The sequence below is a fragment of the Streptomyces seoulensis genome (genome assembly GCF_004328625.1).
In the GTDB taxonomy this organism is placed as follows: Bacteria; Actinomycetota; Actinomycetes; order Streptomycetales; family Streptomycetaceae; genus Streptomyces; species Streptomyces seoulensis.
The window spans coordinates 896,689-919,941 of the sequence record NZ_CP032229.1; the positions used below are offsets into that span (position 1 = coordinate 896,689).

Annotated in this window: 21 protein-coding genes; 1 reads left to right on the forward strand and 20 read right to left on the reverse strand. The window is 72.4% G+C overall.

The features are described from left to right. Nucleotides 1-30: 30 nt before the first annotated feature. The 8 genes from D0Z67_RS04190 to fmt all read right to left on the reverse strand — a co-directional run bounded on the left by D0Z67_RS04190 (nt 31) and on the right by fmt (nt 7,422). The gene (locus D0Z67_RS04190; RefSeq protein WP_030810550.1) at nt 31-483 is read right to left on the reverse strand and encodes an Lrp/AsnC family transcriptional regulator; all 453 of its coding nucleotides are present in this window, start codon (nt 481-483) and stop codon (nt 31-33) included. A 107-nt stretch (nt 484-590) separates the two neighbouring features. Beyond that, entirely contained in the window at nt 591-2,033 is a 1,443-nt protein-coding gene (locus D0Z67_RS04195; RefSeq protein WP_031180193.1) for a GuaB1 family IMP dehydrogenase-related protein, read from the reverse strand. Nucleotides 2,034-2,159: 126 nt separating this feature from the next. Further along, nucleotides 2,160-2,495 carry a barstar family protein gene (locus D0Z67_RS04200; protein WP_031180192.1) on the reverse strand — a complete coding sequence of 112 codons (336 nt, stop codon included), beginning with the start codon at nt 2,493-2,495 and terminating at the stop codon, nt 2,160-2,162. Beyond that, nucleotides 2,492-2,968 (reverse strand): guanyl-specific ribonuclease, encoded by a 477-nt coding sequence (locus tag D0Z67_RS04205; protein ID WP_031180191.1) that lies wholly within the window; start codon nt 2,966-2,968, stop codon nt 2,492-2,494. Before D0Z67_RS04205 ends, D0Z67_RS04200 begins: the two co-directional genes overlap by 4 nt. A 67-nt stretch (nt 2,969-3,035) precedes the next feature. After that, on the reverse strand, nt 3,036-4,079 hold the full coding sequence (locus tag D0Z67_RS04210; RefSeq protein ID WP_030810559.1) for a sugar-binding transcriptional regulator: 1,044 nt from the start codon (nt 4,077-4,079) through the stop codon (nt 3,036-3,038). A 90-nt stretch (nt 4,080-4,169) separates the two neighbouring features. Further along, complete coding sequence (gene rpe / locus D0Z67_RS04215) at nt 4,170-4,856, reverse strand: ribulose-phosphate 3-epimerase (RefSeq protein ID WP_031180190.1); 687 nt, start codon at nt 4,854-4,856, stop codon at nt 4,170-4,172. A gap of 134 nt (nt 4,857-4,990) precedes the next feature. Further along, on the reverse strand, nt 4,991-6,409 hold the full coding sequence (locus tag D0Z67_RS04220; protein ID WP_031180189.1) for an RsmB/NOP family class I SAM-dependent RNA methyltransferase: 1,419 nt from the start codon (nt 6,407-6,409) through the stop codon (nt 4,991-4,993). Nucleotides 6,410-6,489: 80 nt separating this feature from the next. Further along, the gene (fmt, locus tag D0Z67_RS04225) at nt 6,490-7,422 is read right to left on the reverse strand and encodes a methionyl-tRNA formyltransferase (RefSeq protein ID WP_031180188.1); all 933 of its coding nucleotides are present in this window, start codon (nt 7,420-7,422) and stop codon (nt 6,490-6,492) included. Between the two features lie 238 nt (nt 7,423-7,660). Between fmt and D0Z67_RS04230 the strand changes: the two genes are divergently transcribed. After that, on the forward strand, nt 7,661-8,188 hold the full coding sequence (locus D0Z67_RS04230; RefSeq protein WP_031180187.1) for a hypothetical protein: 528 nt from the start codon (nt 7,661-7,663) through the stop codon (nt 8,186-8,188). Between the two features lie 64 nt (nt 8,189-8,252). Here D0Z67_RS04230 and D0Z67_RS04235 read toward each other — a convergent pair whose 3' ends face one another. From D0Z67_RS04235 to D0Z67_RS04290, 12 genes are all read right to left on the reverse strand, one after another. After that, a complete protein-coding gene (locus D0Z67_RS04235) occupies nt 8,253-10,400 on the reverse strand; it encodes a primosomal protein N' (RefSeq protein ID WP_031180186.1) in 2,148 nt (715 codons plus the stop codon). 110 nt (nt 10,401-10,510) lie between these two features. Then, entirely contained in the window at nt 10,511-11,719 is a 1,209-nt protein-coding gene (gene metK / locus D0Z67_RS04240) for a methionine adenosyltransferase (RefSeq protein ID WP_031180185.1), read from the reverse strand. 273 nt (nt 11,720-11,992) lie between these two features. After that, nucleotides 11,993-13,195 carry a bifunctional phosphopantothenoylcysteine decarboxylase/phosphopantothenate--cysteine ligase CoaBC gene (gene coaBC / locus D0Z67_RS04245; RefSeq protein WP_031180184.1) on the reverse strand — a complete coding sequence of 401 codons (1,203 nt, stop codon included), beginning with the start codon at nt 13,193-13,195 and terminating at the stop codon, nt 11,993-11,995. A 149-nt stretch (nt 13,196-13,344) separates the two neighbouring features. Then, the gene (rpoZ, locus tag D0Z67_RS04250) at nt 13,345-13,617 is read right to left on the reverse strand and encodes a DNA-directed RNA polymerase subunit omega (RefSeq protein WP_030810584.1); all 273 of its coding nucleotides are present in this window, start codon (nt 13,615-13,617) and stop codon (nt 13,345-13,347) included. An 84-nt stretch (nt 13,618-13,701) separates the two neighbouring features. Beyond that, nucleotides 13,702-14,295 carry a guanylate kinase gene (gene gmk / locus D0Z67_RS04255; protein ID WP_051887526.1) on the reverse strand — a complete coding sequence of 198 codons (594 nt, stop codon included), beginning with the start codon at nt 14,293-14,295 and terminating at the stop codon, nt 13,702-13,704. Between the two features lie 60 nt (nt 14,296-14,355). After that, nucleotides 14,356-14,679, reverse strand: coding sequence for an integration host factor (locus D0Z67_RS04260; protein ID WP_030810589.1), 324 nt, complete (start codon nt 14,677-14,679; stop codon nt 14,356-14,358). 255 nt (nt 14,680-14,934) lie between these two features. Beyond that, nucleotides 14,935-15,774, reverse strand: coding sequence for an orotidine-5'-phosphate decarboxylase (pyrF, locus tag D0Z67_RS04265; protein WP_031180182.1), 840 nt, complete (start codon nt 15,772-15,774; stop codon nt 14,935-14,937). Beyond that, a complete protein-coding gene (locus D0Z67_RS04270; protein ID WP_031180181.1) occupies nt 15,771-16,877 on the reverse strand; it encodes a quinone-dependent dihydroorotate dehydrogenase in 1,107 nt (368 codons plus the stop codon). Before D0Z67_RS04270 ends, pyrF begins: the two co-directional genes overlap by 4 nt. Nucleotides 16,878-16,928: 51 nt before the next feature. After that, on the reverse strand, nt 16,929-20,237 hold the full coding sequence (gene carB / locus D0Z67_RS04275; protein ID WP_031180180.1) for a carbamoyl-phosphate synthase large subunit: 3,309 nt from the start codon (nt 20,235-20,237) through the stop codon (nt 16,929-16,931). Then, on the reverse strand, nt 20,230-21,384 hold the full coding sequence (gene carA, locus D0Z67_RS04280; protein WP_031180179.1) for a glutamine-hydrolyzing carbamoyl-phosphate synthase small subunit: 1,155 nt from the start codon (nt 21,382-21,384) through the stop codon (nt 20,230-20,232). The genes carB and carA overlap by 8 nt, the downstream gene beginning before the upstream one ends. Further along, on the reverse strand, nt 21,381-21,965 hold the full coding sequence (locus D0Z67_RS04285) for a PH-like domain-containing protein (RefSeq protein WP_031180178.1): 585 nt from the start codon (nt 21,963-21,965) through the stop codon (nt 21,381-21,383). The genes carA and D0Z67_RS04285 overlap by 4 nt, the downstream gene beginning before the upstream one ends. After that, on the reverse strand, nt 21,962-23,248 hold the full coding sequence (locus tag D0Z67_RS04290) for a dihydroorotase (protein ID WP_031180177.1): 1,287 nt from the start codon (nt 23,246-23,248) through the stop codon (nt 21,962-21,964). The genes D0Z67_RS04285 and D0Z67_RS04290 overlap by 4 nt, the downstream gene beginning before the upstream one ends. Nucleotides 23,249-23,253 lie beyond the last annotated feature (5 nt).

Genomic DNA, 23,253 nt, shown 5'->3' on the forward strand with positions numbered 1-23,253 from the left:
GTGGCCCGGCGTCACGGCAGGCCCGGGGAATCAGCCCGGCGCGCCCGAGGAGAAGCGGCGCAGCAGCGGCGAGAGCACCAGCACCGACTTGGTCCGCTCCACGAAGGGCTCCCCGGCGATCCGCTCCAGGACCCGCTCGAAGTGCCGCATGTCGGAGGCGAAGACCTGGGCGATGGCGTCCGCGTCCCCGGTGACGGTGGACGCGGCCACCACCTCCTGGTAGCGCTCCAGACCGCGCAGGATGGTCTCCGGCGAGGTGTTGCTGCGGCAGTAGATCTCGATGTACCCCTCGGTCTCCCAGCCCAGGGCCGCCGGGTCCACCCGGACGGTGAACCCGGTGATGGCTCCGGTGGCTCTCAGCCGGTCCACGCGCCGCTTCACGGCGGGCGCGGAGAGACCGACCAGCTGCCCGATGTCCGCGTAGGAGCGGCGGGCGTCCTCGGCGAGGGCGTGCACGATGCGTTCGTCGAGATCGTTCAGCACAGGGGGTGGTTCACTTCGTCGGTACGGTCACTTCTCCTACGAAGTAGAACACGAACCGCACCCACCCCCGTACCCGGGAAGCTCCCAGGTCGGAGGCGTGCGGAGGGTCAGCTCCAGCTGGCGTGCAGGGGCATGCCCTCGGCGTACCCGGCCGCGCTCTGGATGCCAACGATGGCCTTCTCGGCGAACTCCTCCAGCGAACCGGCGCCCGCGTAGGTGCAGGAGGAGCGGACGCCCGCGATGATCGAGTCGACCAGGTCCTCCACGCCCGGCCGGGCCGGGTCGAGGAACATGCGGGAGGTGGAGATGCCCTCCTCGAAGAGGCCCTTGCGGGCGCGGTCGTACGACGACTCCTCGGAGGTGCGGTTGTGCACCGCGCGGGCGGACGCCATGCCGAACGATTCCTTGTAGAGGCGGCCGTCGGCGTCCTGCTGGAGGTCGCCGGGCGACTCGTAGGTGCCGGCGAACCAGGAGCCCACCATGACGTTGGAGGCACCTGCCGCGAGCGCCATGGCGACGTCGCGCGGGTGGCGGACACCGCCGTCGGCCCACACGTGCTTGCCGTGCTTCTTCGCCTCGGCGGCGCACTCCAGCACGGCGGAGAACTGGGGGCGGCCCACGCCGGTCATCATCCGGGTGGTGCACATGGCGCCCGGTCCGACGCCGACCTTGATGATGTCGGCGCCCGCCTCGATCAGGTCGCGGACGCCCTCGGCGGACACGATGTTGCCCGCGACGATCGGCACCCGCGGGTCGAGCGCGCGCACGGTGCGGACCGCGTTGATCATCGACTCCTGGTGACCGTGCGCGGTGTCGATGACGAGGGTGTCCACGCCCGCGTCGAGGAGCTGCTTGGCCTTGCTCGCCACGTCGCCGTTGATGCCCACGGCCGCCGCGATGCGCAGCTTGCCGTCGGCGTCCACGGCCGGGGTGTACAGGGTGGCGCGCAGGGCGCCCTTGCGGGTGAGGATGCCGGCGAGGCGGCCCTCGGCGTCGACGGCGGGCGCGTAGCGGCGGTTGGCCGCGTCCAGGATGTTGAACGCCTCGCGCGGGTCGATGCCGGCGTCGAGCAGCAGCAGGTCGCGGGACATGACCACTTCGAGCTGGGTGAAGCGGTCGACCCCGCTGAGGTCCTGGTCGGTGACGACACCGACGGGACGGTAGTCGGCGTCCACGACGACACCGGCGTTGTGCGACCGCTTGGGCAGCAGGGCCAGCGCGTCGGCCACCGTCTGGTGGGGGGACAGCACGATCGGGGTGTCCAGCACGAGATGGCGGCTCTTGACCCAGGAGACGACCTCGGCGACGACGTCGTCGGGGATGTCCTGCGGGATGACCACCAGGCCGCCGCGCCGGGCCATCGTCTCCGCCATCCGGCGTCCCGCGATGGCGGTCATGTTGGCGACGACCAGCGGGATGGTGGTACCGGTGCCGTCGGGAGAGCCGAGGTCCACCGCCTGCCGGGAGCCGACCGCCGATCGGCTCGGCACCATGAAGACGTCGTCGTACGTCAGGTCGTAGGCGGGCTGGATGTCATTGAGGAAACGCACGTGCCGCACATCCCAGTCGTTCAGAGGTGACCCCCTGACGGGTGCGCCAGGGGGAAAGAGCACGTACTTCATTCTCCCATGCCAGACCCCTGATCATGCCCTCACCGAACCTCCAGGGACCCGCGGTCACAGCTCGGAGGTTCCTCCAAGGGCGAGCATCACGTCGAGGAACGAGGTGCGGTCCACCGCCTCGGAGAACACGTCCCGCGCGATGCGCCACTCCTGCCCGTTCAGCTCGGCGAACGGCTCCCAGTTCCGTACGACGACCAGCAGCCCGCGCTCGATGGCGGCCGGGGGCCAGACGGTCGTGTCGGAGAGGGAGTCCAGCAGGGCGTCCCAGTTGCGGCCGAACCAGTCGGGCAGGTTCAGCGCGGTCACCACCTGGTCCATCAGCCCGGCCTTGTCGCGGACCCCCTTGAGGTCGAGGGTGACCGCGACCCGGTCGACAAGGTCTTCACTCATCTCAGCACCGCCCGGAACGAGTTGTAATGATCATCGGTGTAGTAGAACTCCCCGCCGTCCCCGGTGACGATGCGCCGGGCGCCCCGGCTGCTGGACGAGGGGGTCGGCACGGTGTACTCGTGGTAGTAGCCACGCTGGTGCCCCGGGAGATGGCCCTCGAAGTTCCCGAAGACGATCCCGTCCCGCGTGTACGGGTAGGGGCCGCCCTTGTCGATCAGGGCGAGGGTCCGCCGCGCCTCGGCGGGCAGCCGGGACTCGGGAACGGTGGCCATGCCCTTGGCCCAGGCCGGGGCCGAGGCGGCGGGACCGGACTTCTGGGAGGCGGCCGGGGAGTCGGCGGCCGTGTCCGTACCGGCGCAGCCGGCCAGCAGGACGCCGAGGACGGCCAGCACGCCGGCGAGCAGCCAGGACCGGCCGGTACTCCTCTTCGGGATCTGAGGATTGAGGATCTGGGGGACGAACCGCGACAGCATGCCGCCGATGCTGTCACGGCCCGCCCGCCGAGGCGGTGTTCCGCCGGATTCCGTCTTGCCCGGCCCCTCAGACCCCGTCGGGGTCGGCGCGGCTGAGCGCGGGCTTCGGCGCGGCGCCCGCGGTGAGCAGGTAGTCCGCGGCCGAGGTGTCCGTCACCAGGCTGGTGACCAGCCCGGAGCGCAGCACCGCGTCGATCGCGGGGGCCTTGCGCTGCCCGCCCGCGATGGCCACCACCTCGGGGATCCGGCGCAGCTGGTCGGTCTTGACCGTGATGCAGCGCTCCCCCAGGTCCCGCCCGATCCGGCGCCCGTCCGCGTCGAAGAGGTGCGCGGACATCTCGGCGGCGACACCGAGCGAGGCGTAGTGCGCGCGCTCCTCGTCGCTGAGCATGTCGTGCACCGTGGAGATGCCCGGCTCCCAGGAGCCGATGGAGACGCAGGCGACCGTGACCTTGTCGAAGTACTCGAAGGCGCGGGCGATCCCGGTCTGGTTGCGCAGGGCGGCGGCCGTGGCCTCGTCCGGCAGCAGCATCGGCGCGTAGATGGGGTGGGCGTCCCCGCCGGACACCTGGGCGGCGCGGCGGACGGCCTCCACGGAGCCGCGCTCCGCGGTCCCGGCGTCGTACACGCCCGTCAGCTGCACCACTGTGCACGGCGGCAGCCGGTCGAGCGCGGCCGCCATGTGGATGGTGGAGCGGCCCCAGGCCAGGCCGAGGACGTCGCCCTCGTCGACGAGTTCGCCGAGCAGGTCGGCGGCGACCTCGCCCAGGTTCTCCGGGTCGGGGGTCTCCTCGGCGTCGGCCGGGGACTCGACCACGACGGCGTGTCTGAGGCCGTACCGGGCGCGGAGCGCGTCCGAGCGCTCGGCGTCCAGTTCGGCCGGGACGCGGATCTCGATACGGACGAGATCCCGTTCGAGGGCGGTCTCCAGGACCCGGGCCACCTTGAAGCGGCTGACGCCGAACTCCTCGGCGATCTGGATCTTGGACTTGCCCTCCAGGTAGAAGCGGCGGGCCATGGCCGCCGCCTGCACCAGCTCAGCGGGTCCCATCCGCATGGCTGACCGGCCCGCCGACATACCCGACACGGCGCTCTCCTCACTGCTGTTCACACTCTGGATTCGCCGTTCATCCTCGCAGATCCGGCGCCGTGAATCCGCCCTGATGGCGGGCCTTCTCTCAACCGTTCACCTACGTGTGGCTCAGTGGCCGCACGCCCAGGGCGAATCGGCGATCGCCCGGTCCGCCTGCGCGCGCAGCACACGGACCGCCTCGGCGGGGTCCTTCGCCCCGTAGACGGCCGATCCGGCGACGAACACGTCCGCCCCCGCCTCGGCGCAGCGCTCGATCGTCTCGGCCGAGACGCCCCCGTCGACCTGGAGCCACATCTCCAGGCCGTGCCGGGCGATCAGCTCGCGGGTGCGGCGGATCTTGGGCAGCGTGATGTCGAGGAACGCCTGCCCGCCGAAGCCCGGCTCGACCGTCATGATCAGCAGCATGTCCAGCTCGGGGAGGATGTCCTCGTAGGACTCGATCGGCGTCGCGGGCTTGAGGGCCATGGCGGCGCGGGCACCCTTGGCGCGGATCTCGCGGGCGAGCCGGATGGGGGCGTGCGCCGCCTCGACGTGGAAGGTCACCGAGGAGGCGCCGGCCTCGACGTACTGCGGGGCCCAGCGGTCGGGGTCCTCCATCATCAGGTGGCAGTCCAGCGGGATGTCCGTGGCGCGGGCCAGGGACTCCACGACGGGGGTGCCGAGCGTGAGGTTCGGGACGAAGTGGTTGTCCATGACGTCGACATGGAGCCAGTCGGCGCCCTCGACCGCCTTCGCCTCCTCGGCGAGGCGGGCGAAGTCTGCGGACAGGATGCTGGGGTTGATCTGCGCGGCCATGGGCCAAGCCTGCCATGCCCCTCCGGGGGGTGCGGCGTCGGCCCGGCGGAGGTGCGGTTGTTCTTCGGGTGCCGGGCCGGTGGGGGTTGGTCGCGCAGTTCCCCGCGCCCCTGGGGTGGCCGCCCTCGGACTTCTCAGGCCGTGCGGCGGATCAGGGCCAGGTACATCGCGTCCGTGCCGTGTTTGTGGGGCCAGAGCTGGATGTCGGGGCCCTCGCCGAGGTCGGGGACGCCCGGGAGGAGGGGGCGGGCGTCGATCAGTTCGGTGTCGGGGTGCTGCTTGAGGAGGTCGGCCACCACTGCTCGGGTCTCCGCGAGGTGCGGGGAGCAGGTGGCGTACCCGACGACCCCGCCCACGCGGACGGAGTCCAGGGCGGTACGGAGGAGGGCCCGCTGGACCGGGGCGAAGTTCTCGAGATCCTCGGGGCGGCGGCGCCAGCGGGCCTCGGGACGGCGGCGCAGGGCGCCGAGGCCGGTGCAGGGGACGTCCATGAGGACGCGGTCGAAGGTGCCGGAACGCCACGGCGGACGGGTGCCGTCGGCGGTGATCACCTGGTACGGGCCGGGGTTCCCGGCCAGCGCCTTGGCGACCAGGCCCGCGCGGTGCGGCTGCTTCTCGGAGGCGACCAGGGTGGCACCGCGCTGGGCGGCCAGGGCGGCCAGCAGCGCGGCCTTGCCGCCGGGACCCGCGCAGCCGTCGAGCCACTTCTCGTCGGGGCCGTCCAGAGGCGCGTTGGCCAGGGCGAGGGCGACCAGCTGGCTGCCCTCGTCCTGCACACCGGCCCGCCCCTCGCGCACGGCCTCCACCGCGCCGGGCTCGCCGCCCTCGGTGAGCCGTACCGCGTACGGGGACCAGTCGCCGGCCACGGCCGCGTCCTCGGTCAGCAGTTCCTGGGTGGTGGACCGGCCGGGGCGGGCGACGAGGGTGACCTCGGGACGCTCGTTGTCGGCCGCGAGGAGTTCCTCGATGTCGGCGCGGCCGCCGCCGAGGGAGTCCCACAGCGCCGAGACGACCCAGCGGGGGTGGGAGTGGACGACGGCGAGGTGGTCCTCGGGGTCCTCGTCGTAGGGCGGCGCGACCCGCTCCAGCCAGCCGTCCAGGTCGTGCTGGGCGATCTTGCGCAGCACGGCGTTGACGAACTTGGCCCGCCCGTCGCCGAGCACCACCCGCGCCAGCTCGACCGAGGCCGAGACGGCGGCGTGGGTGGGGATGCGCGTCCCGAGCAACTGGTGGGCGCCCAGGCTCAGTACGTCGAGCACCGGCGGGTCCACCTCGCGCAGCGGGCGGTCCACGCAGGCGGCGATGATCGCGTCGTAGGTGCCCTGGCGGCGCAGGGTGCCGTAGACCAGCTCGGTGGCGAGGGCGGCGTCCCGGGCGTCGAAGTCGCCGTTCTCCCGCGCCTTGCGCAGCAGCGGGGGCAGCACGAGGTTGGCGTAGGCGTCCCGCTCGTCCACCGCGCGCAGCGCGTCGAAGGCGAGGACGCGGACGGGGTCCTTCTGGGGGCGCCGGTAGGGCTTGGCGGGCCGGTGCGGCCGACGGGACTGCTCGCTCACGGGAAAGGTGCTCCGGATGTGGTCAGGGGGTGCGGTCACCAGCGTACGTCGGCGGACCGTCACCCCCCACTCGCGGGGTGTCAGCCGCCGAGCGACTCGCCCTCGGCGATCCGCGCCCCGCGCGCCCAGTCCGCGGCCCGCATCGGCTTCTTGCCCTGCGCCTGCACCCAGAGCAGCTCGACGGCGTACGAGCCGGTGCCCACGTGCACGCTGTTCTTGCCGACGGCGAGCCCGCCCGGCGCGAGGTCGGTCCGCTCCGGCACCGGCTTGACCTGCACGAGCTTGAGCCGCTCGCCCCGGAACACGGTCCACGCGCCGGGGGCGGGCGTGCAGCCGCGCACCACCCGGTCGACGCGGAGCGCGGGCGCGGCCCAGTCGACCTTGGCGTCCTCGACGGTGATCTTCGGCGCGAGCGTGATGCCCTCGGCGGGCTGCGGTACGGCCTTCAGGGTGCCGTCCGCGATGCCGTCCATGGTGGCCGCGAGCAGCCCGGAACCGGCGAAGGCGAGGCGGGTGAGCAGGTCGCCGCTGGTGTCGGTGGGGCGGATCTCCTCGGTGACGGTGCCGTAGACCGGGCCGGAGTCGAGGCCCTCCTCGATGAGGAAGGTGGAGGCGCCGGTGATCTCGTCGCCCGACATGATCGAGTGCTGCACGGGCGCGGCTCCGCGCCAGGCGGGCAGCAGCGAGAAGTGCAGGTTGACCCAGCCGTGGGCGGGGATGTCCAGGGCGACGCGGGGCAGCAGGGCGCCGTACGCGACGACCGGGCAGCAGTCCGGGCCGATCTCCTTCAGCCGCTCCAGGAAGGCGGGGTCGCGCGGGCTCGCCGGCTTCAGCACCTCGATCCCGGCCTCCTCCGCCCGCTCGGCCACGGGCGACGCGACCAGCCTGCGGCCCCGCCCGGCGGGCGCGTCGGGCCGCGTGACGACGGCGGCCACCTCGTGCCGCCCGGAGGCGATCAGAGCGTCCAGAGCGGGAACGGCGACCTCGGGGGTACCGGCGAAGACAAGCTTCATGGGCGGGATCGAGCCTCTCGAACGACAGCGGACGGCAGCGGACCAGTCTATGACCGCGTGCGGTCATCAGGTGGCCGAGGCCAGATGCGCGGGTGGGAGACCCCGGCGTACAGACACACTCCGCACGCCCCCACCCCGTGACCAGCGGAGCGCCCACGCGTTGGTCAAGAGAGAGTTGACCACTTCGGGCCGCTTCGGCCGCCCACTTCCTTTCAACGCCGGTTCGAGAGGCTTGTTCATGGCCGACCACGCAACCCACGACGCCCAGGCCCGTGCCAGCCTGCACTTGCTGGTGCGGGACATCGAGCGGGTCCGCCGGCAGGTGGACGCGCTGCGCACCCTCACCGCCCAGCTCGGCAACGTCTACCGCCCCCGCCGCTCCGGCCCGTCCACCGGCTTCGTCGTGTACGGACGCGCCCCCGCCCCCACGGTCCGCCTCGCCCAGGAACTCCGGGACAGCGTCGAGACCCTGGTGACCGCGGCCGTGGACTTCGACCGTTCGCTCGGCTTCTCGTGGGACGCGGTGGGCTCCGCGCTCGGCGTCACCAAGCAGGCCGTGCACCGCCGTTACGGCGCCCGCCGGGCCGCCGCCCAGGCCGCGGCCGAGGCCGAGCGGGCCGGCGAGCCCTCGGGCACCCGCACGCTCAACACCGGTATGCCGACCGTCCCCGCGGCCCGCTCCATGCCGACCCAGCCGACCTCGGGCAGCCCCACCCTGCGCGACGACCCGAGGCCCCCGGCCTTCCCGGGCCCCCGCAGCGGCTGACCGCGCCCGGCCCGCGCCCTCCCGGCAACCGACCGGGAGGGCGTTCCTGTGCCGGGAAGAACCCTCAGCCGATGTCCGGCGGATCGATCCGCACCCGTACCGGCTCCCCGCTCCCCCGCGCCATCCGCGCCGCCTGCGCCGTCTTCAGCGCGGCGGCCAGGGCGGAGCCGCTGCCGGGCGGTACCCGGATCAGCGCCCGTTCCCACTGCTCCCCCGGCGGAGGCGCGCCGGGTCTGCGCGGGCGGCCGGGCAGGGTCGGGGGCAGCGGCACCGGGCCCAGCACCTCCGCGTCCGGGGGCGACTCCACGGCGGCGAGGAACTCGGCGACCGCTTCGGGCGTCCCGGACACCGCGGCCATCCGCGACACCGGCGGGAAGCCCAGTTCGGCCCGCTCGGCCAGCTCCCGGACCGCGAACCCGACGGGGTCCCAGCGGACCAGCGCCTGCACCGGCCGCAGGGTCGGCTCGGCGACGACGACCACGGTCCCGCCGTCGCCCTGCGGCCGGACCAGGGCGGCCGCGCCGATCCAGCGGCGCAGCGCGTCCTCGCCGGAGCGCAGGTCCGGCCGGCCGAGCATGGCCCAGCCGTCGAGCAGCAGCGCGGCCGCGTAGCCGCCCTCGGCGACGGGTTCGGCGCCCGGGGTGCTGACGACCAGCGCGGGCGCGTCCGGCACGGTGTCGAGGACGTGCTCGCGCCCGGAGGTGCGGACCGGCACGGCGGGGAAGGCGCGCCCCAGTTCCTCGGCGGTACGGCGGGCGCCGACGACCTGGGCGCGCAGCCGGAAGCCGCCGCACTCGGGGCAGTGCCAGGAGTGCTCCTCGCGCCCGCACCACTCGCAGCGCAGCGCCCCGGCGTCCTGTGCCTGGAGCGGCCCGGCGCAGTGCGCGCACCGCGCGGGGGCGCGGCACTGGGCGCAGGCCAGACGGGGCACGTAGCCGCGCCGGGGCACCTGCACCAGCACCGGGCCGGTCTTGAGCCCCTCGCGGACGGCCTGCCAGGCGAGGCTGGGGAGCCGGGCGGCGCGGGCGGCCTCGTCGCGGGCGAGGTCGGTGTCCCCGACGGTGCGTACCAGCGGGGCGGTGCGGCGGACCTGGTCGCGTCCGGCGGTCAGGGGCCGCGCCCAGCCGCTCTCGACGAGCTGCGCGGCTTCCACGGTGCAGCTCCAACCGCCCACCAGGAAGGCGCACTTGTCGAGCGAGGCGCGCAGCAGCAGGACGTCGCGGGCGTGCGGCTGGGGGGCGTGCTGTTCGCTGTGGCTGTCGTCGCCGTCGTCCCAGATCGCCACCAGCCCGAGGTCGCGCACGGGGGCGAACATGGCGGCGCGGGTGCCGACGACCGCCCGTACCGAGCCGCGCCGGACCGCGAGCCACTGCGCGTACCGCTTCTCGGGGCCGGCGTCGGCGGTGAGCAGCGCGTGGTGGCCCTTGCCGAGGAGGCCGGTGAGCCCGGCGTCGACCCGCGCGGCGGTCCGGCCGTCGGGGACGACGACCAGGGCGCCGCGTCCCGAGGCGAGGGTGGCGGCGACGGCGCGGGCGATCTCCTCGCTCCATTCGGGTCCCGGCAGCGCGTTCCACACCGCGCGGGGCGCGGCGCCGGACGCCAGGGCGGCGAGGAAGGCGGGACCGTGCTCGTAACGGGCCCAGGTGCCCGCGTCCGGGGCGGGGGGCGCGGGCAGGGGCTCGGGGGAGGCGCGCTTCTCCGCGCGGGCGCTGCGCGGCGGTACGGCCAGTTGCAGCACGTCGGCGAGGCTGCCCGCGTACCGGTCGGCGACGGCGCGGGCGAGTCCGAGGAGTTCCTCGCCGAGCACCGGTTCCGGGGAGACGACCTGGGCGAGGGCGGCGAGCGGTCCTGAGTAGTCGGACTCGTCCCGCCGCTCGATCAGGTAGCCGTCGATCAGGCCGCCGCCCTCGCGCCGCCCGTCCCGCACCCGGTGCCGCCCGGCGCCGAACCGCACCCGGACCCGTACGCCGGGCTGGGCGTCGGCGTCGAGCTCCTCGGGCACGGCGTAGTCGAAGTACCGGTCGAGGTGGAGGACGCCCTTGTCGACGAGCACCCGGGCGACCGGCCGGTCCTTGGCGAGCGCGGCCCCCCGCCAGGTGCGCGGCTTGGCGCGCGGCACGTCGGCGCCGCGCACGCTCTCCCGGATGAGCGCGAGCTGCTCCGGCGGTGGCCCCTCGGCCCCGCCGTCCCCCGGCCCGTTGTCGCTGCTCACGCTCGCATTCTCCCAAAGACCACTGACAGCGCCGTCCGCCGAGGCGCCCGGAACGTGCCGGGGCCCGGCGTCCCCGAAGGGAGGCCGGGCCCCGGTTCACACGGTGCGGATCAGACGCCGGCGGCCTTGCGCAGGGCGTCGACGCGGTCGGTGCGCTCCCAGGTGAAGTCGGGGATCTCCCGGCCGAAGTGGCCGTAGGCCGCCGTCTGGGCGTAGATCGGGCGCAGCAGGTCGAGGTCGCGGATGATCGCGGCCGGACGGAGGTCGAAGACCTCGTCGATGGCCTTCTCGATCTTCTCGGGCTCGATCTTGGCGGTGCCGAAGGTCTCCACGAAGAGACCGACCGGCTCGGCCTTGCCGATCGCGTAGGCGACCTGGACCTCGCAGCGCGAGGCGAGACCCGCGGCCACCACGTTCTTGGCGACCCAGCGCATCGCGTACGCGGCCGAGCGGTCCACCTTGGACGGGTCCTTGCCCGAGAAGGCGCCGCCACCGTGGCGGGCGAAGCCGCCGTAGGTGTCGATGATGATCTTGCGGCCGGTGAGGCCGGCGTCACCCATCGGGCCGCCGATCTCGAAGCGGCCGGTCGGGTTCACCAGCAGGCGGTAGCCCTCGGTGTCGATCTTGATGCCCTCGTCCAGCAGGGCCTTCAGCTCGGGCTCGACCACGAACTCGCGGATGTCGGGCGCGAGCAGCGACTCGAGGTCGATGTCGGAGGCGTGCTGGGAGGAGACCACGACGGTGTCGAGACGGACGGCCTTGTCGCCGTCGTACTCGATGGTGACCTGGGTCTTGCCGTCGGGACGCAGGTAGGGGATGGTGCCGTTCTTGCGGACCTCGGAGAGGCGCTTGGACAGGCGGTGCGCCAGGAAGATCGGCAGCGGCATCAGCGTCGGCGTCTCGTCCGAGGCGTAGCCGAACATCAGGCCCTGGTCGCCCGCGCCCTGCTTGTCGAGCTCGTCCTCATCGCCCTCGACGCGGTTCTCGTACGCCGTGTCGACGCCCTGCGCGATGTCCGGGGACTGCGCGCCGATGGACACCGAGACGCCACAGGAGGCGCCGTCGAAGCCCTTCTTGGAGGAGTCGTAGCCGATCTCGAGGATCTTCTCGCGCACCAACTGGGCGATGGGCGCGTAAGCCTTGGTCGTGACCTCGCCGGCCACGTGCACCAGGCCGGTGGTGATCAGCGTCTCGACGGCGACGCGGGACGAGGGGTCCTCGCGGAGCAGCGCGTCGAGAATGGTGTCGCTGATCTGGTCAGCGATCTTGTCGGGGTGACCTTCGGTCACGGACTCCGAGGTGAACAGGCGACGGGACACAACGCTCCCTGGGGTTGCAGCGGCTGCTGGCTGATCATTGAAGGACCACGTCGGGAGCTGCGCCCAACGTCGTCCGCGAACAGTTTATCGGTCGCACCTGGCCGCAGGGCCACCTGTTCTCGCCCAGCGAGAACGCTGTGACCTGCGGCACAGGCATTCTGCACGCTGGAGCGTGGCCTTGAACAGATCCGCCACGCGCCATCGCGGTATGAAAAAAAGACTCCGGGTGGCCGAAAACCGGCCGCCCCGAACGGCCCAGCCCGCTCAGCCCGCTCAGCCCAGCCGGGCCGCGACCAGATCCCAGACGGTGTCCGCGAGGGCCCCCTTCGGCCCGTGCGGTACGGCCGTCTCGGTGCCGTCGGCGCCGAGGACCACCGCCTCGTTCTCCTCCGAGCCGAAGGTCCGGCGCTCTCCCACCTCGTTCACCACCAGCAGGTCGCAGCCCTTGCGGGCCAGCTTGGCGCGGCCGTTGGCGAGCACGTCGTCGGTCTCGGCGGCGAAGCCGACGACGACCTGTCCGGGGCGGGCGCGTTCGGCGGCGACCTCGGCGAGCACATCGGGGTTGCGGACCAGGGCGACCGGCTCGGGCTCCTGGCCGTCCTTCTTCTTGATCTTCCCGCTCGCGTAGACCGCCGGGCGGAAGTCGGCGACGGCGGCGGCCATGACCACGGCGTCCGCGTCGGCGGCGGCCTTGAGCACCGCCTCACGGAGCTGGACGGCGGTGCCGACGTGCACGAGGTCCACCCCGGCCGGGTCGGGCAACCCCGCGTTGGCCGAGACCAACGTCACGCGGGCCCCGCGCGCGGCGGCGGTCCGGGCGAGGGCGTACCCCTGCTTGCCGGAGGAGCGGTTGCCGAGGAAGCGCACCGGGTCCAGCGGCTCACGGGTGCCGCCCGCCGAGACCACCACATGGCGCCCGGCGAGGTCCGGCCCCGCCACGCCCCGCGCCAGCACCCGGCGGCACACCTCGAAGATCTCCGCCGGGTCGGGCAGCCGCCCCTTGCCGGTGTCGACGCCCGTGAGGCGGCCCACGGCGGGCTCGATGACGACCGCGCCCCGGCGGCGCAGGGTGGCCACGTTCTCCTGGGTGGCCGGGTGCTCCCACATCTCGGTGTGCATCGCGGGCGCGAAGACCACCGGGCAGCGGGCGGTGAGCAGGGTGTTGGTGAGCAGGTCGTCGGCGAGACCGTGCGCGGCCTTGGCGAGCATGTCGGCGGTGGCGGGCGCGACCACCACGAGGTCGGCGTGCTGCCCGATGCGGACGTGCGGCACCTCGTGGACGCTGTCCCAGACCTCGGTGGAGACCGGGTTGCCGGACAGCGCGGACCAGGTGGCGGCGCCGACGAAGTGCAGCGCGGAGGCGGTCGGCACCACCCGCACGTCGTGCCCCGACTCGGTGAGCCGTCTCAGCAGCTCACAGGACTTGTACGCGGCGATGCCACCGCTGACGCCCAGCACGACCTTCGGCTTGTCCACCGTCTCCACCGTCTCCCCGGATTCCCCGGACTCTCGAGAACCTTCGACACCCATGAACACCCATGACACACCACAGGCCCGGCAGCATGACTGCCGGGCCTGTGGATAAGTCGACCGCGATCTGAAAGTACGACCGCGAACGGCGGGAACTACTGGACCGGGCCCTCGATGGCCTCGGAGGTCAGCAGACCGGCGTTGATCTCGCGCAGCGCGATCGAGAGCGGCTTCTCGTGGACGTGGGTGTCGACGAGCGGACCGACGTACTCGAGGAGGCCCTCACCGAGCTGCGAGTAGTACGCGTTGATCTGACGGGCACGCTTGGCCGCGTAGATCACGAGGCTGTACTTCGAGTCGGTGGCCTCGAGGAGCTCGTCGATCGGAGGGTTGATGATGCCCTCGGGCGCGGTGATGGAAGAGGACACGCTCTGCCTTCCGATGGGTGGGAAAGAATCAGTCGGTGTGGAGCACCGTGACCGGTGAGTCCTGTCGATGGACGGCGGTCACGATCACACAACGTCCATCAAGGCTAGCAGCTCCCCGGCCACGTCCTCGACGGAGGTGTTGACCAGGGTCACGTCGAACTCGGGCTCGGCGGCCAGTTCCGTCCGGGCCGCCTCCAGCCGGCGCTCGATGACCTCCGGCGGCTCGGTGCCCCGGCCGGTGAGCCTGCGCACCAGCTCATCCCAGGAGGGCGGGGCGAGGAAGACCAGTTGGGCGTCGGACATCGACTCGCGGACCTGCCGGGCGCCCTGGAGGTCGATCTCCAGCAGCACCGGCTCGCCCTTCTCCAGCCGCTCCAGCACGGCCGTGCGCGGCGTGCCGTAGCGGTTGCCGGCGAACTCGGCCCACTCCAGCAGCTCGCCGTTGGCGATCAGCTTGTCCATCTCCTCGTCGCTGACGAAGAAGTAGTGGACGCCGTGCTGCTCGCCGGGGCGCGGCTTGCGGGTCGTCGCGGACACCGACAGCCAGACGTCGGGGTGTTCTTTGCGCATGTGGGCGACGACCGTGCTCTTGCCGACCCCGGAGGGGCCGGAGAGCACGGTCAGCCGCGGACGTGCGTCCGGGGGTACGGGGGACGTCCCCCGGAATGTTCCAGCCATGCAGCGATTATTCCAGCAATCCCGGAGTGTCCGGGACTCCGGTCCGGGCAGTGCCCGGACTCAGGAGCCGGTGCTGCCGAACTCACGCTCCAGGGAAGCGATCTGGTTGGAACCGAGGCCGCGGACACGACGGCTCTCGGAGATACCCAGACGCTCCATGATCTGCTTGGCGCGGACCTTGCCCACGCCCGGCAGGGACTCCAGCAGAGCCGAGACCTTCATCTTGCCGATGACCTCGTTCTCCTGGCCCTGCTTGATGACCTCGTGCAGCGAGGCGCCGGAGTGCTTGAGTCGATTCTTGACCTCGGCCCGCTCCCGGCGAGCCGCGGCGGCCTTTTCGAGCGCGGCTGCGCGCTGTTCAGGGGTAAGGGGCGGAAGAGCCACGCCTACGTCACCTCGGATGTCGAACTGTCGGATACGGACCGGTGAGGAACCTAGTCGCCCCACACCTGGGGAGGGACGAGCAACACGCTCGCCCGCTCTCACTGCTCGGAGACTAGCGGGCATGTCCGCCGGAGTCAGCGAGAACAGCGGAAAAGTCCTGGTCAGCCTCCGTGAGGTCGGACTTTTCGGGCATACTGCCCACGATTCGTGGATGTATTCGCCTCCCGGACCCCCGGTCGAGCCCGTCCGCCGTGCTCAGGAGCCCGCGACGGCGGCCCTGATCTCGCCCGCGAAGGCCGCCGTGGCCGCCCGCAGCGCCGCGATGTCGGGACCGTGCCGCAGCACGCCCCGGCTGACGTTCGGCACCACGTTGCCCACCGCGCTGCCGAACACCGCCGGGAGGTCCGCCGGGGTGGCGCCCTGGGCACCGACGCCGGGGGCGAGCAGCGGCCCGTTGATGGCGAGGTCGTAGGACGACAGGTCGCCCACCGTGGCGCCCACGACCGCGCCGAAGGAGCCCAGCGGCTCGGCGCCCGTGTTCTCGGCGGCGAGGTGGGCCAGCACGGTCGCGGCCACACTGCGCCCGTCCGCGCGGACCGCGTGCTGCACCTCGGGCCCCTCCGGATTGGAGGTCAGCGCGAGCACGAACAGCCCGGTGCCGCTCTCCCGGGCCAGCTCGACCGCCGGGGCGAGCGAGCCGTAGCCGAGGTACGGGGAGACGGTGAGCGCGTCCGAGAACAGCGGGGCGTCCTTGCGCAGGAACGCCTCCGCGTACCCGGCCATGGTGGAGCCGATGTCGCCGCGCTTGGCGTCCATCACCACCAGGGCGCCCGCCGCGCGGGTCTCCTCGACGACACGCTCCAGGACGGCGACTCCGCGCGAGCCGAACCGCTCGAAGAACGCGCTCTGCGGCTTGATCACGGCGACCCGGTCGGCGACGGCCTCCACGACCGTGCGGCTGAACCGCTCCAGGCCGGCCACGTCGTCGCCCAGGCCCCAGTCGGCGAGCAGCGAGGCGTGCGGGTCGATGCCGACGCACAGCGGGCCGCGCTCGTCCATGGCACGGCGCAGACGGGTACCGAAGGGCTCGCTCATGCGGGGTTCCTGACGTCGGCGCCGACCGCGTCGGCGAGGGTGGCGTACGGGCTGGCCTTCAGCCGGGCGGCGAGGCCCTTGTGGACGGCACGGGTCCAGAAGGGGCCCTCGTAGACGAAGGCGCTGTAGCCCTGGACCAGGGTGGCGCCGGCCAGGATGCGCTGCCAGGCGTCCTCCGCGGTCTCGACGCCGCCGACGCCCACCAGGGTGATGCGGTCGCCCGCGCGCGCGTACAGGCGGCGCAGGACTTCCAGCGAGCGTCCCTTGAGCGGGGCGCCGGACAGCCCGCCGGTCTCCTTGACCACCGAGGGCGCGGAGCGCAGGCCGAGGCCCTCGCGGGCGATGGTGGTGTTGGTGGCGATGATGCCGTCCAGGCCGAGTTCCACGGCGAGGTCGGCGACGGCGTCGACGTCCTCGTCCGCGAGGTCGGGGGCGATCTTCACCAGGAGCGGCACGCGGCGGTCGCCGGTGGCGCGGTCGGCGGCCTCGCGCACGGCGCCGAGCAGCGGGCGCAGCGCCTCGGTGGCCTGGAGGTCGCGCAGCCCGGGGGTGTTCGGGGAGGAGACGTTCACCACGAGGTAGTCGGCGTGCGGGGCGAGCCGCTCGGCGGACTTCACGTAGTCCGCGACGGCGTCCGCCTCGGCGACGGCCTTGGTCTTGCCGATGTTGACGCCGACGACCGTACGGAACACCGGGCGCCGGGAGGCGAGGCGGGCGGCGACGGCGAGGGAGCCCTCGTTGTTGAAGCCCATGCGGTTGATCAGGGCGCGGTCGGCGACCAGCCGGAACAGCCGCTTCTTCGGGTTGCCGGGCTGGGCCTCGCCGGTGACGGTGCCGATCTCGACATGGTCGAAGCCGAGCATGGAGAGCCCGTCGATGCCGACGGCGTTCTTGTCGAAGCCGGCGGCGAGCCCGAAGGGGCCGTGCATGCGCAGGCCGAGGGCCTCGGTGCGCAGTTCCGGGTGCCGGGGGGCGAGCGCGGCGGCGGCGAAGGTGCGCAGGACCGGAATGCGCGCGAGCAGGCGGATCCAGCGGAAGGCCAGGTGGTGGGCCTGTTCCGGGTCCATCCGTGTGAAGACGAGGTCGAAGAAGAACTTGTACATGGCTGTCCTCATGAAGAGGGGGACACCGTTTCCGGTGTCCCCCTCGGGTGGCTAGTCGCGGGCGGCGTTCAGGTGTTCCGCGTGTTCCTGGAGCGACCGGACGCCCACGTCCCCGCGGCCGAGGGCGTCGATGCCCTGGACGGCGGCGGCGAGCGCCTGGACGGTGGTCAGGCAGGGCACCGAGCGGGCCACGGCCGCCGTACGGATGTCGTAGCCGTCGAGGCGGCCGCCGGTGCCGTACGGCGTGTTGACGATGAGGTCGACCTCGCCGTCGTGGATGAGCTGGACGATGGTCCGCTCGCCGTTCGGGCCGGTGCCCTCGGACTGCTTGCGCACCACGGTGGCGTTGATGCCGTTGCGCTTGAGGACCTCGGCGGTGCCGGAGGTGGCCAGCAGCTCGAAGCCGTGGGCGACCAGCTCGCGGGCCGGGAAGATCATCGAGCGCTTGTCGCGGTTGGCGACCGAGATGAACGCGCGGCCCTTGGTGGGCAGCGGGCCGTACGCGCCCGCCTGCGACTTGGCGTACGCCGTGCCGAAGACGGAGTCGATGCCCATGACCTCGCCGGTGGAGCGCATCTCCGGACCGAGCACGGTGTCCACGCCGCGGCCCTGGATGTCCCGGAAGCGGGACCAGGGCATCACGGCCTCCTTGACGGAGATCGGCGCGTCCAGCGGGAGTTCGCCCCCGTCGCCGGTGGCGGGCAGCAGGCCCTCGGCGCGCAGCTCGGCGATGGTCGTGCCCAGCGAGATGCGGGCGGCGGCCTTGGCGAGCGGGACGGCGGTCGCCTTGGAGGTGAAGGGGACCGTGCGGGAGGCGCGCGGGTTGGCCTCCAGGACGTAGAGGATGTCGCCCGACATGGCGAACTGGATGTTGATCAGTCCGCGGACGCCGACGCCCTTGGCGATGGCCTCGGTGGAGGCGCGCAGCCGCTTGATGTCGAAGCCGCCGAGGGTGATCGGGGGCAGGGCGCACGCCGAGTCGCCGGAGTGGATGCCGGCCTCCTCGATGTGCTCCATGACGCCGCCGAGGTACAGCTCCTCGCCGTCGTAGAGGGCGTCGACGTCGATCTCGATGGCGTCGTCCAGGAAGCGGTCCACCAGGACCGGCCGGGACGGGCTGATCTCGGTGGACTCCTCGATGTACGCGGAGAGGCGCTCCTCCTCGTACACGATCTCCATGCCGCGTCCGCCGAGGACGTAGGAGGGGCGGACGAGGACCGGGTAGCCGATCTCGTCCGCGATGGCCTTGGCCTCGGCGAAGGTGGTGGCGGTGCCGTGCTTGGGCGCGGGCAGGCCGGCCTCGGCGAGCACGCGGCCGAAGGCGCCCCGGTCCTCGGCGGCGTGGATGGCCTCGGGCGGGGTGCCGACGACCGGCACGCCGTTGTCCTTGAGCGCCTGCGCGAGGCCCAGCGGGGTCTGGCCGCCGAGCTGCACGACCACACCGGCGATCGGGCCGGCGAGGGACTCCGCGTGCACGATCTCCAGCACGTCCTCCAGGGTGAGCGGCTCGAAGTAGAGCCGGTCGGAGGTGTCGTAGTCGGTGGAGACGGTCTCCGGGTTGCAGTTGACCATCACGGTCTCGTACCCGGCGTCGGAGAGCGCGAAGGAGGCGTGGACGCAGGAGTAGTCGAACTCGATGCCCTGGCCGATGCGGTTGGGTCCGGAGCCCAGGATGATGACGGCGGGCTTCTCGCGCGGCGCGACCTCGCTCTCCTCGTCGTAGGAGGAGTAGAAGTACGGCGTCTGCGCGGCGAACTCGGCGGCGCAGGTGTCGACCGTCTTGTAGACCGGGCGGATGCCGAGCACGTGCCGGACCTCGCGGACGACGTCCTCGCGCAGGCCCCGGATCTCGCCGATCTGGAGGTCGGAGAAGCCGTGCCGCTTGGCCTCGGCGAGCAGTTCGGCGGTCAGCTCGGGGGCCTCGGCCAGCTCGTCGGCGGTCTCCTTGATCAGGAAGAGCTGGTCGACGAACCACGGGTCGATCTTCGTGTACTCGAAGATCTCCTCCGGCGTGGCGCCCGCGCGGATGGCCTGCATGACGGTGTTGATCCGGCCGTCGGTGGGGCGCACCGCCTCTTCGAGGAGGGCGGTCTTGTCGCCGGGCTCGCCCACGAAGGTGAACTGGCTGCCCTTCTTCTCCAGCGAGCGCAGTGCCTTCTGGAACGCCTCGGTGAAGTTGCGGCCGATGGCCATGGCCTCGCCGACCGACTTCATGGTGGTGGTCAGCGTGGAGTCGGCCTGCGGGAACTTCTCGAAGGCGAACCGGGGGGCCTTGACGACGACGTAGTCGAGCGTGGGCTCGAAGGAGGCCGGGGTCTCCTTCGTGATGTCGTTCGGGATCTCGTCCAGGGTGTAGCCGACGGCCAGCTTGGCGGCGATCTTGGCGATCGGGAAGCCGGTGGCCTTGGAGGCGAGCGCGGAGGACCGGGAGACGCGCGGGTTCATCTCGATGACGATGACCCGGCCGTCCTCGGGGTTCACCGCGAACTGGATGTTGCAGCCGCCGGTGTCCACGCCGACCTCGCGGATGATCGCGATGCCGACGTCGCGCAGGAGCTGGTACTCGCGGTCGGTGAGCGTCATCGAGGGCGCGACGGTGATGGAGTCGCCGGTGTGCACGCCCATCGGGTCGAAGTTCTCGATGGAGCAGACGACCACGACGTTGTCGTTCTTGTCGCGCATCAGCTCCAGCTCGTACTCCTTCCAGCCGAGGATGGACTCCTCCAGGAGCACCTCGGTGGTCGGGGAGAGCGTGAGGCCCTGGCCGGCGATGCGGCGCAGCTCCTTCTCGTCGCGGGCGAAGCCGGAGCCGGCGCCGCCCATGGTGAAGGAGGGACGGACGACGACGGGGTAGCCGCCGAGCGTGTCGACGCCCGCGAGGACGTCGTCCATGGTGTGGCAGATGACCGAGCGGGCGGACTCGCCGTGGCCGGTCTTCTTGCGGACCTCCTCCACGACGCCCTTGAAGAGGTCGCGGTCCTCGCCCTTGTGGATCGCCTCGGGCCGGGCGCCGATCAGTTCGACGCCGTACTTCTCCAGCACCCCGCTGTCGTGCAGCGAGATGGCGGTGTTCAGGGCGGTCTGGCCGCCCAGGGTGGGCAGGAGGGCGTCGGGGCGCTCCTTGGCGATGATCTTCTCGACGAACTCGGGGGTGATCGGCTCGACGTAGGTGGCGTCGGCGATCTCCGGGTCGGTCATGATCGTCGCCGGGTTGGAGTTGACGAGGATCACGCGCAGGCCCTCGGCCTTGAGCACGCGGCACGCCTGGGTGCCGGAGTAGTCGAACTCGGCGGCCTGACCGATGACGATCGGACCCGAGCCGATGACCAGGACGGACTGGATGTCGGAGCGCTTAGGCACGCTGGCCCTCCCGGACGGTGCTCATCAAAGACGTGAAGCGGTCGAACAGATAGGCGGCGTCGTGCGGACCGGCCGCCGCCTCGGGGTGGTACTGGACCGAGAAGGCCGGCTGGTCGAGCAGCTGGAGGCCCTCCACCACGTCGTCGTTCAGGCAGACGTGGGAGACCTCGGCGCGGCCGAACCTGGTGTCGCTGACCTGGTCCAGCGGCGCGTCCACGGCGAAGCCGTGGTTGTGCGCGGTGACCTCCACCTTGCCGGTGGTGCGGTCCTGGACAGGCTGGTTGATGCCCCGGTGGCCGTACTTCAGCTTGTACGTGCCGAAGCCGAGGGCGCGGCCGAGGATCTGGTTGCCGAAGCAGATGCCGAACAGCGGGGTCTTCCGCTCCAGCACGGCGGTCATCAGGGCCACCGGGCCCTCGGCCGTGGCCGGGTCGCCGGGGCCGTTGGAGAAGAACACTCCGTCGGGCTCGACGGCGTAGACGTCCTCGGCGGTGGCGGTCGCCGGGAGCACGTGGACCTCTATGCCGCGCTCGGCCATCCGCTGCGGGGTCATGCCCTTGATGCCGAGGTCGATCGCGGCGACGGTGAACTTCTTCTCGCCGACCGCGGGGACGACGTACGCCTCCTTGGTGGCGACCTCCTCGTAGAGGCTCGCGCCCTTCATGTGCGGCTGGGCCTGGACCCGGGTCACCAGCTCGGCGTCGGGGGCCAGCGTCTCGCCGGAGAAGATCCCGGCGCGCATCGAGCCGCGCTCGCGCAGATGGCGGGTGAGGGCGCGGGTGTCGATGCCGCTGATGCCGACGACGCCCTGGGCGGTCAGCTCGTCGTCCAGGGAGCGCCGGGAGCGCCAGTTGGACGGCACGCGCGCGGGGTCGCGGACCACGTAGCCGGAGACCCAGATGCGGCCGGACTCGTCGTCCTCGTCGTTCCAGCCGGTGTTGCCGATCTGGGGGGCGGTGGCGACGACGATCTGGCGGTCGTAGGAGGGGTCGGTCAGGGTCTCCTGGTAGCCGGTCATGCCGGTGGAGAACACGGCCTCGCCGAAGGTCTCCCCCACGGCCCCGTAGGCGCGGCCGCGGAAGATGCGGCCGTCCTCCAGGACGAGTACGGCGGGAGTCTTCGCGGCTCCCCTGGTGGAGGTCGTCATCGTGCGCCTTCCGTGTGGTTGGTCATCTGGTTCAGGGTGTCGGCCCAGGTGGTGTGCTCGGCCGCGTGGTCGGAGCGGAAGCCGGAGTCGATCGGCTTCCCGCCGTGCTCCCAGGTCACCACGAGCAGTCCGCCCTCGGTGAGGACCTTGCCCGCGATGCCCTTGTCGAGCCGGGCGCCGCGCAGCGCGGCCACGGGGATGAAGAAGTCGGTGGCGCCGGGGCGCTCGACGGCCAGCCCTTCGTCGGTGAGGGTCAGCTCGGCCCGGCTGCGGGAGCCCAGGCCGTGGGCCACGATCCGGTCCAGCCACTGCCCGGCGGTGGTGGAGCCGTGGTAGCGGCCGCTGAGGGTCAGTTTCACGGGGCCGAGGTCGTCCGGCACCTCGGGGAGTGCGGGCAGGTCGCTCTGGAGGGTGCCGCGCCACTTCCAGCCCTCGCGCATCAGCCAGTAGACGAGGGCGACGAAGAGGGCCAGGCCGACGAGCCAGCCCAGCCGGGCGGCCCAGTCGGTCACCGCGGCCGACTTCTTCTCGTCGGCCAGCCCGGCGGCGAGCGATACGGCGAGCTGAGTTGCAGGTGTCACGTGAGCTTCCCGTCCATGAGCGTGGCCTTGCCCCGCAGCCAGGTGTGGGTGACACGGCCCGGCAGCTCGCGGCCCTCGTAGGGGGTGTTGCGGCTGCGCGAGGCGAAGCGCGCGGGGTCCACCTGTCCACGGTAGGCCGTGTCCACGAGGGTGAGGTTGGCGGGCTCGCCCGCGGCGACGGGGCGGCCGTGGCCGGCGGCGCCGCCGATCCGGGCCGGGGTGAAGGACATCCGGTCGGCGACCGCGGCCCAGTCCAGCAGGCCGGTCTCCACCATGGTCTCCTGCACCACGGACAGCGCGGTCTCCAGGCCGACCATGCCCATGGCGGCCGCGGCCCACTCGCAGTCCTTGTCCTCGTGCGGGTGCGGGGCGTGGTCGGTGGCGACGATGTCGATCGTGCCGTCCGCCAGCGCCTCCCGCAGGGCGCGGACATCGCGCTCGGTGCGCAGCGGCGGGTTCACCTTGTAGGCGGGGTTGTAGGTGCGCACCATCTCCTCGGTGAGGAGCAGGTGGTGCGGGCACACCTCGGCGGTGACGTCGATGCCCCGGGACTTGGCCCAGCGGATGATCTCCACCGAGCCGGCCGTGGAGAGGTGGCAGATGTGCAGCCGGGAGCCGACGTGCTCGGCGAGCAGCACGTCCCGCGCGATGATCGACTCCTCGGCGACGGCCGGCCAGCCGCCCAGGCCCAGCTCGGCGGAGACGACGCCCTCGTTCATCTGGGCGCCCTCGGTGAGCCGGGGCTCCTGGGCGTGCTGGGCGACGACCCCGCCGAACGCCTTCACGTACTCCAGGGCGCGGCGCATGATGACCGCGTCGTCCACGCACTTGCCGTCGTCGGAGAAGACGCTGACCTCGGCGGCCGAGTCGTGCATGGCGCCCAGCTCGGCCAGCTTCTTGCCCTCCAGGCCCACGGTGACGGCGCCGATGGGGCGTACGTCGCAGTAGCCGGACTCCTTGCCGAGCCGCCAGACCTGCTCGACCACGCCGGCGGTGTCGGCGACCGGGAAGGTGTTGGCCATGGCGAAGACGGCGGTGAAGCCGCCGGAGGCGGCGGCGCGGGTGCCGGTGAGCACGGTCTCGGAGTCCTCGCGGCCCGGCTCGCGCAGATGGGTGTGCAGGTCGACCAGGCCCGGCAGCAGCACCTTGCCATCGGCCTCGATCACCTCAGCGCCCTCGGCGCTCAGCCCGGTGCCGACCGCCGCGATCAGCTCGCCGTCGATCAGGACGTCCTGCGGCTCGCCCCCGAGGACCTTCGCACCACGGATCAGGATCTTGCTCATGGGTC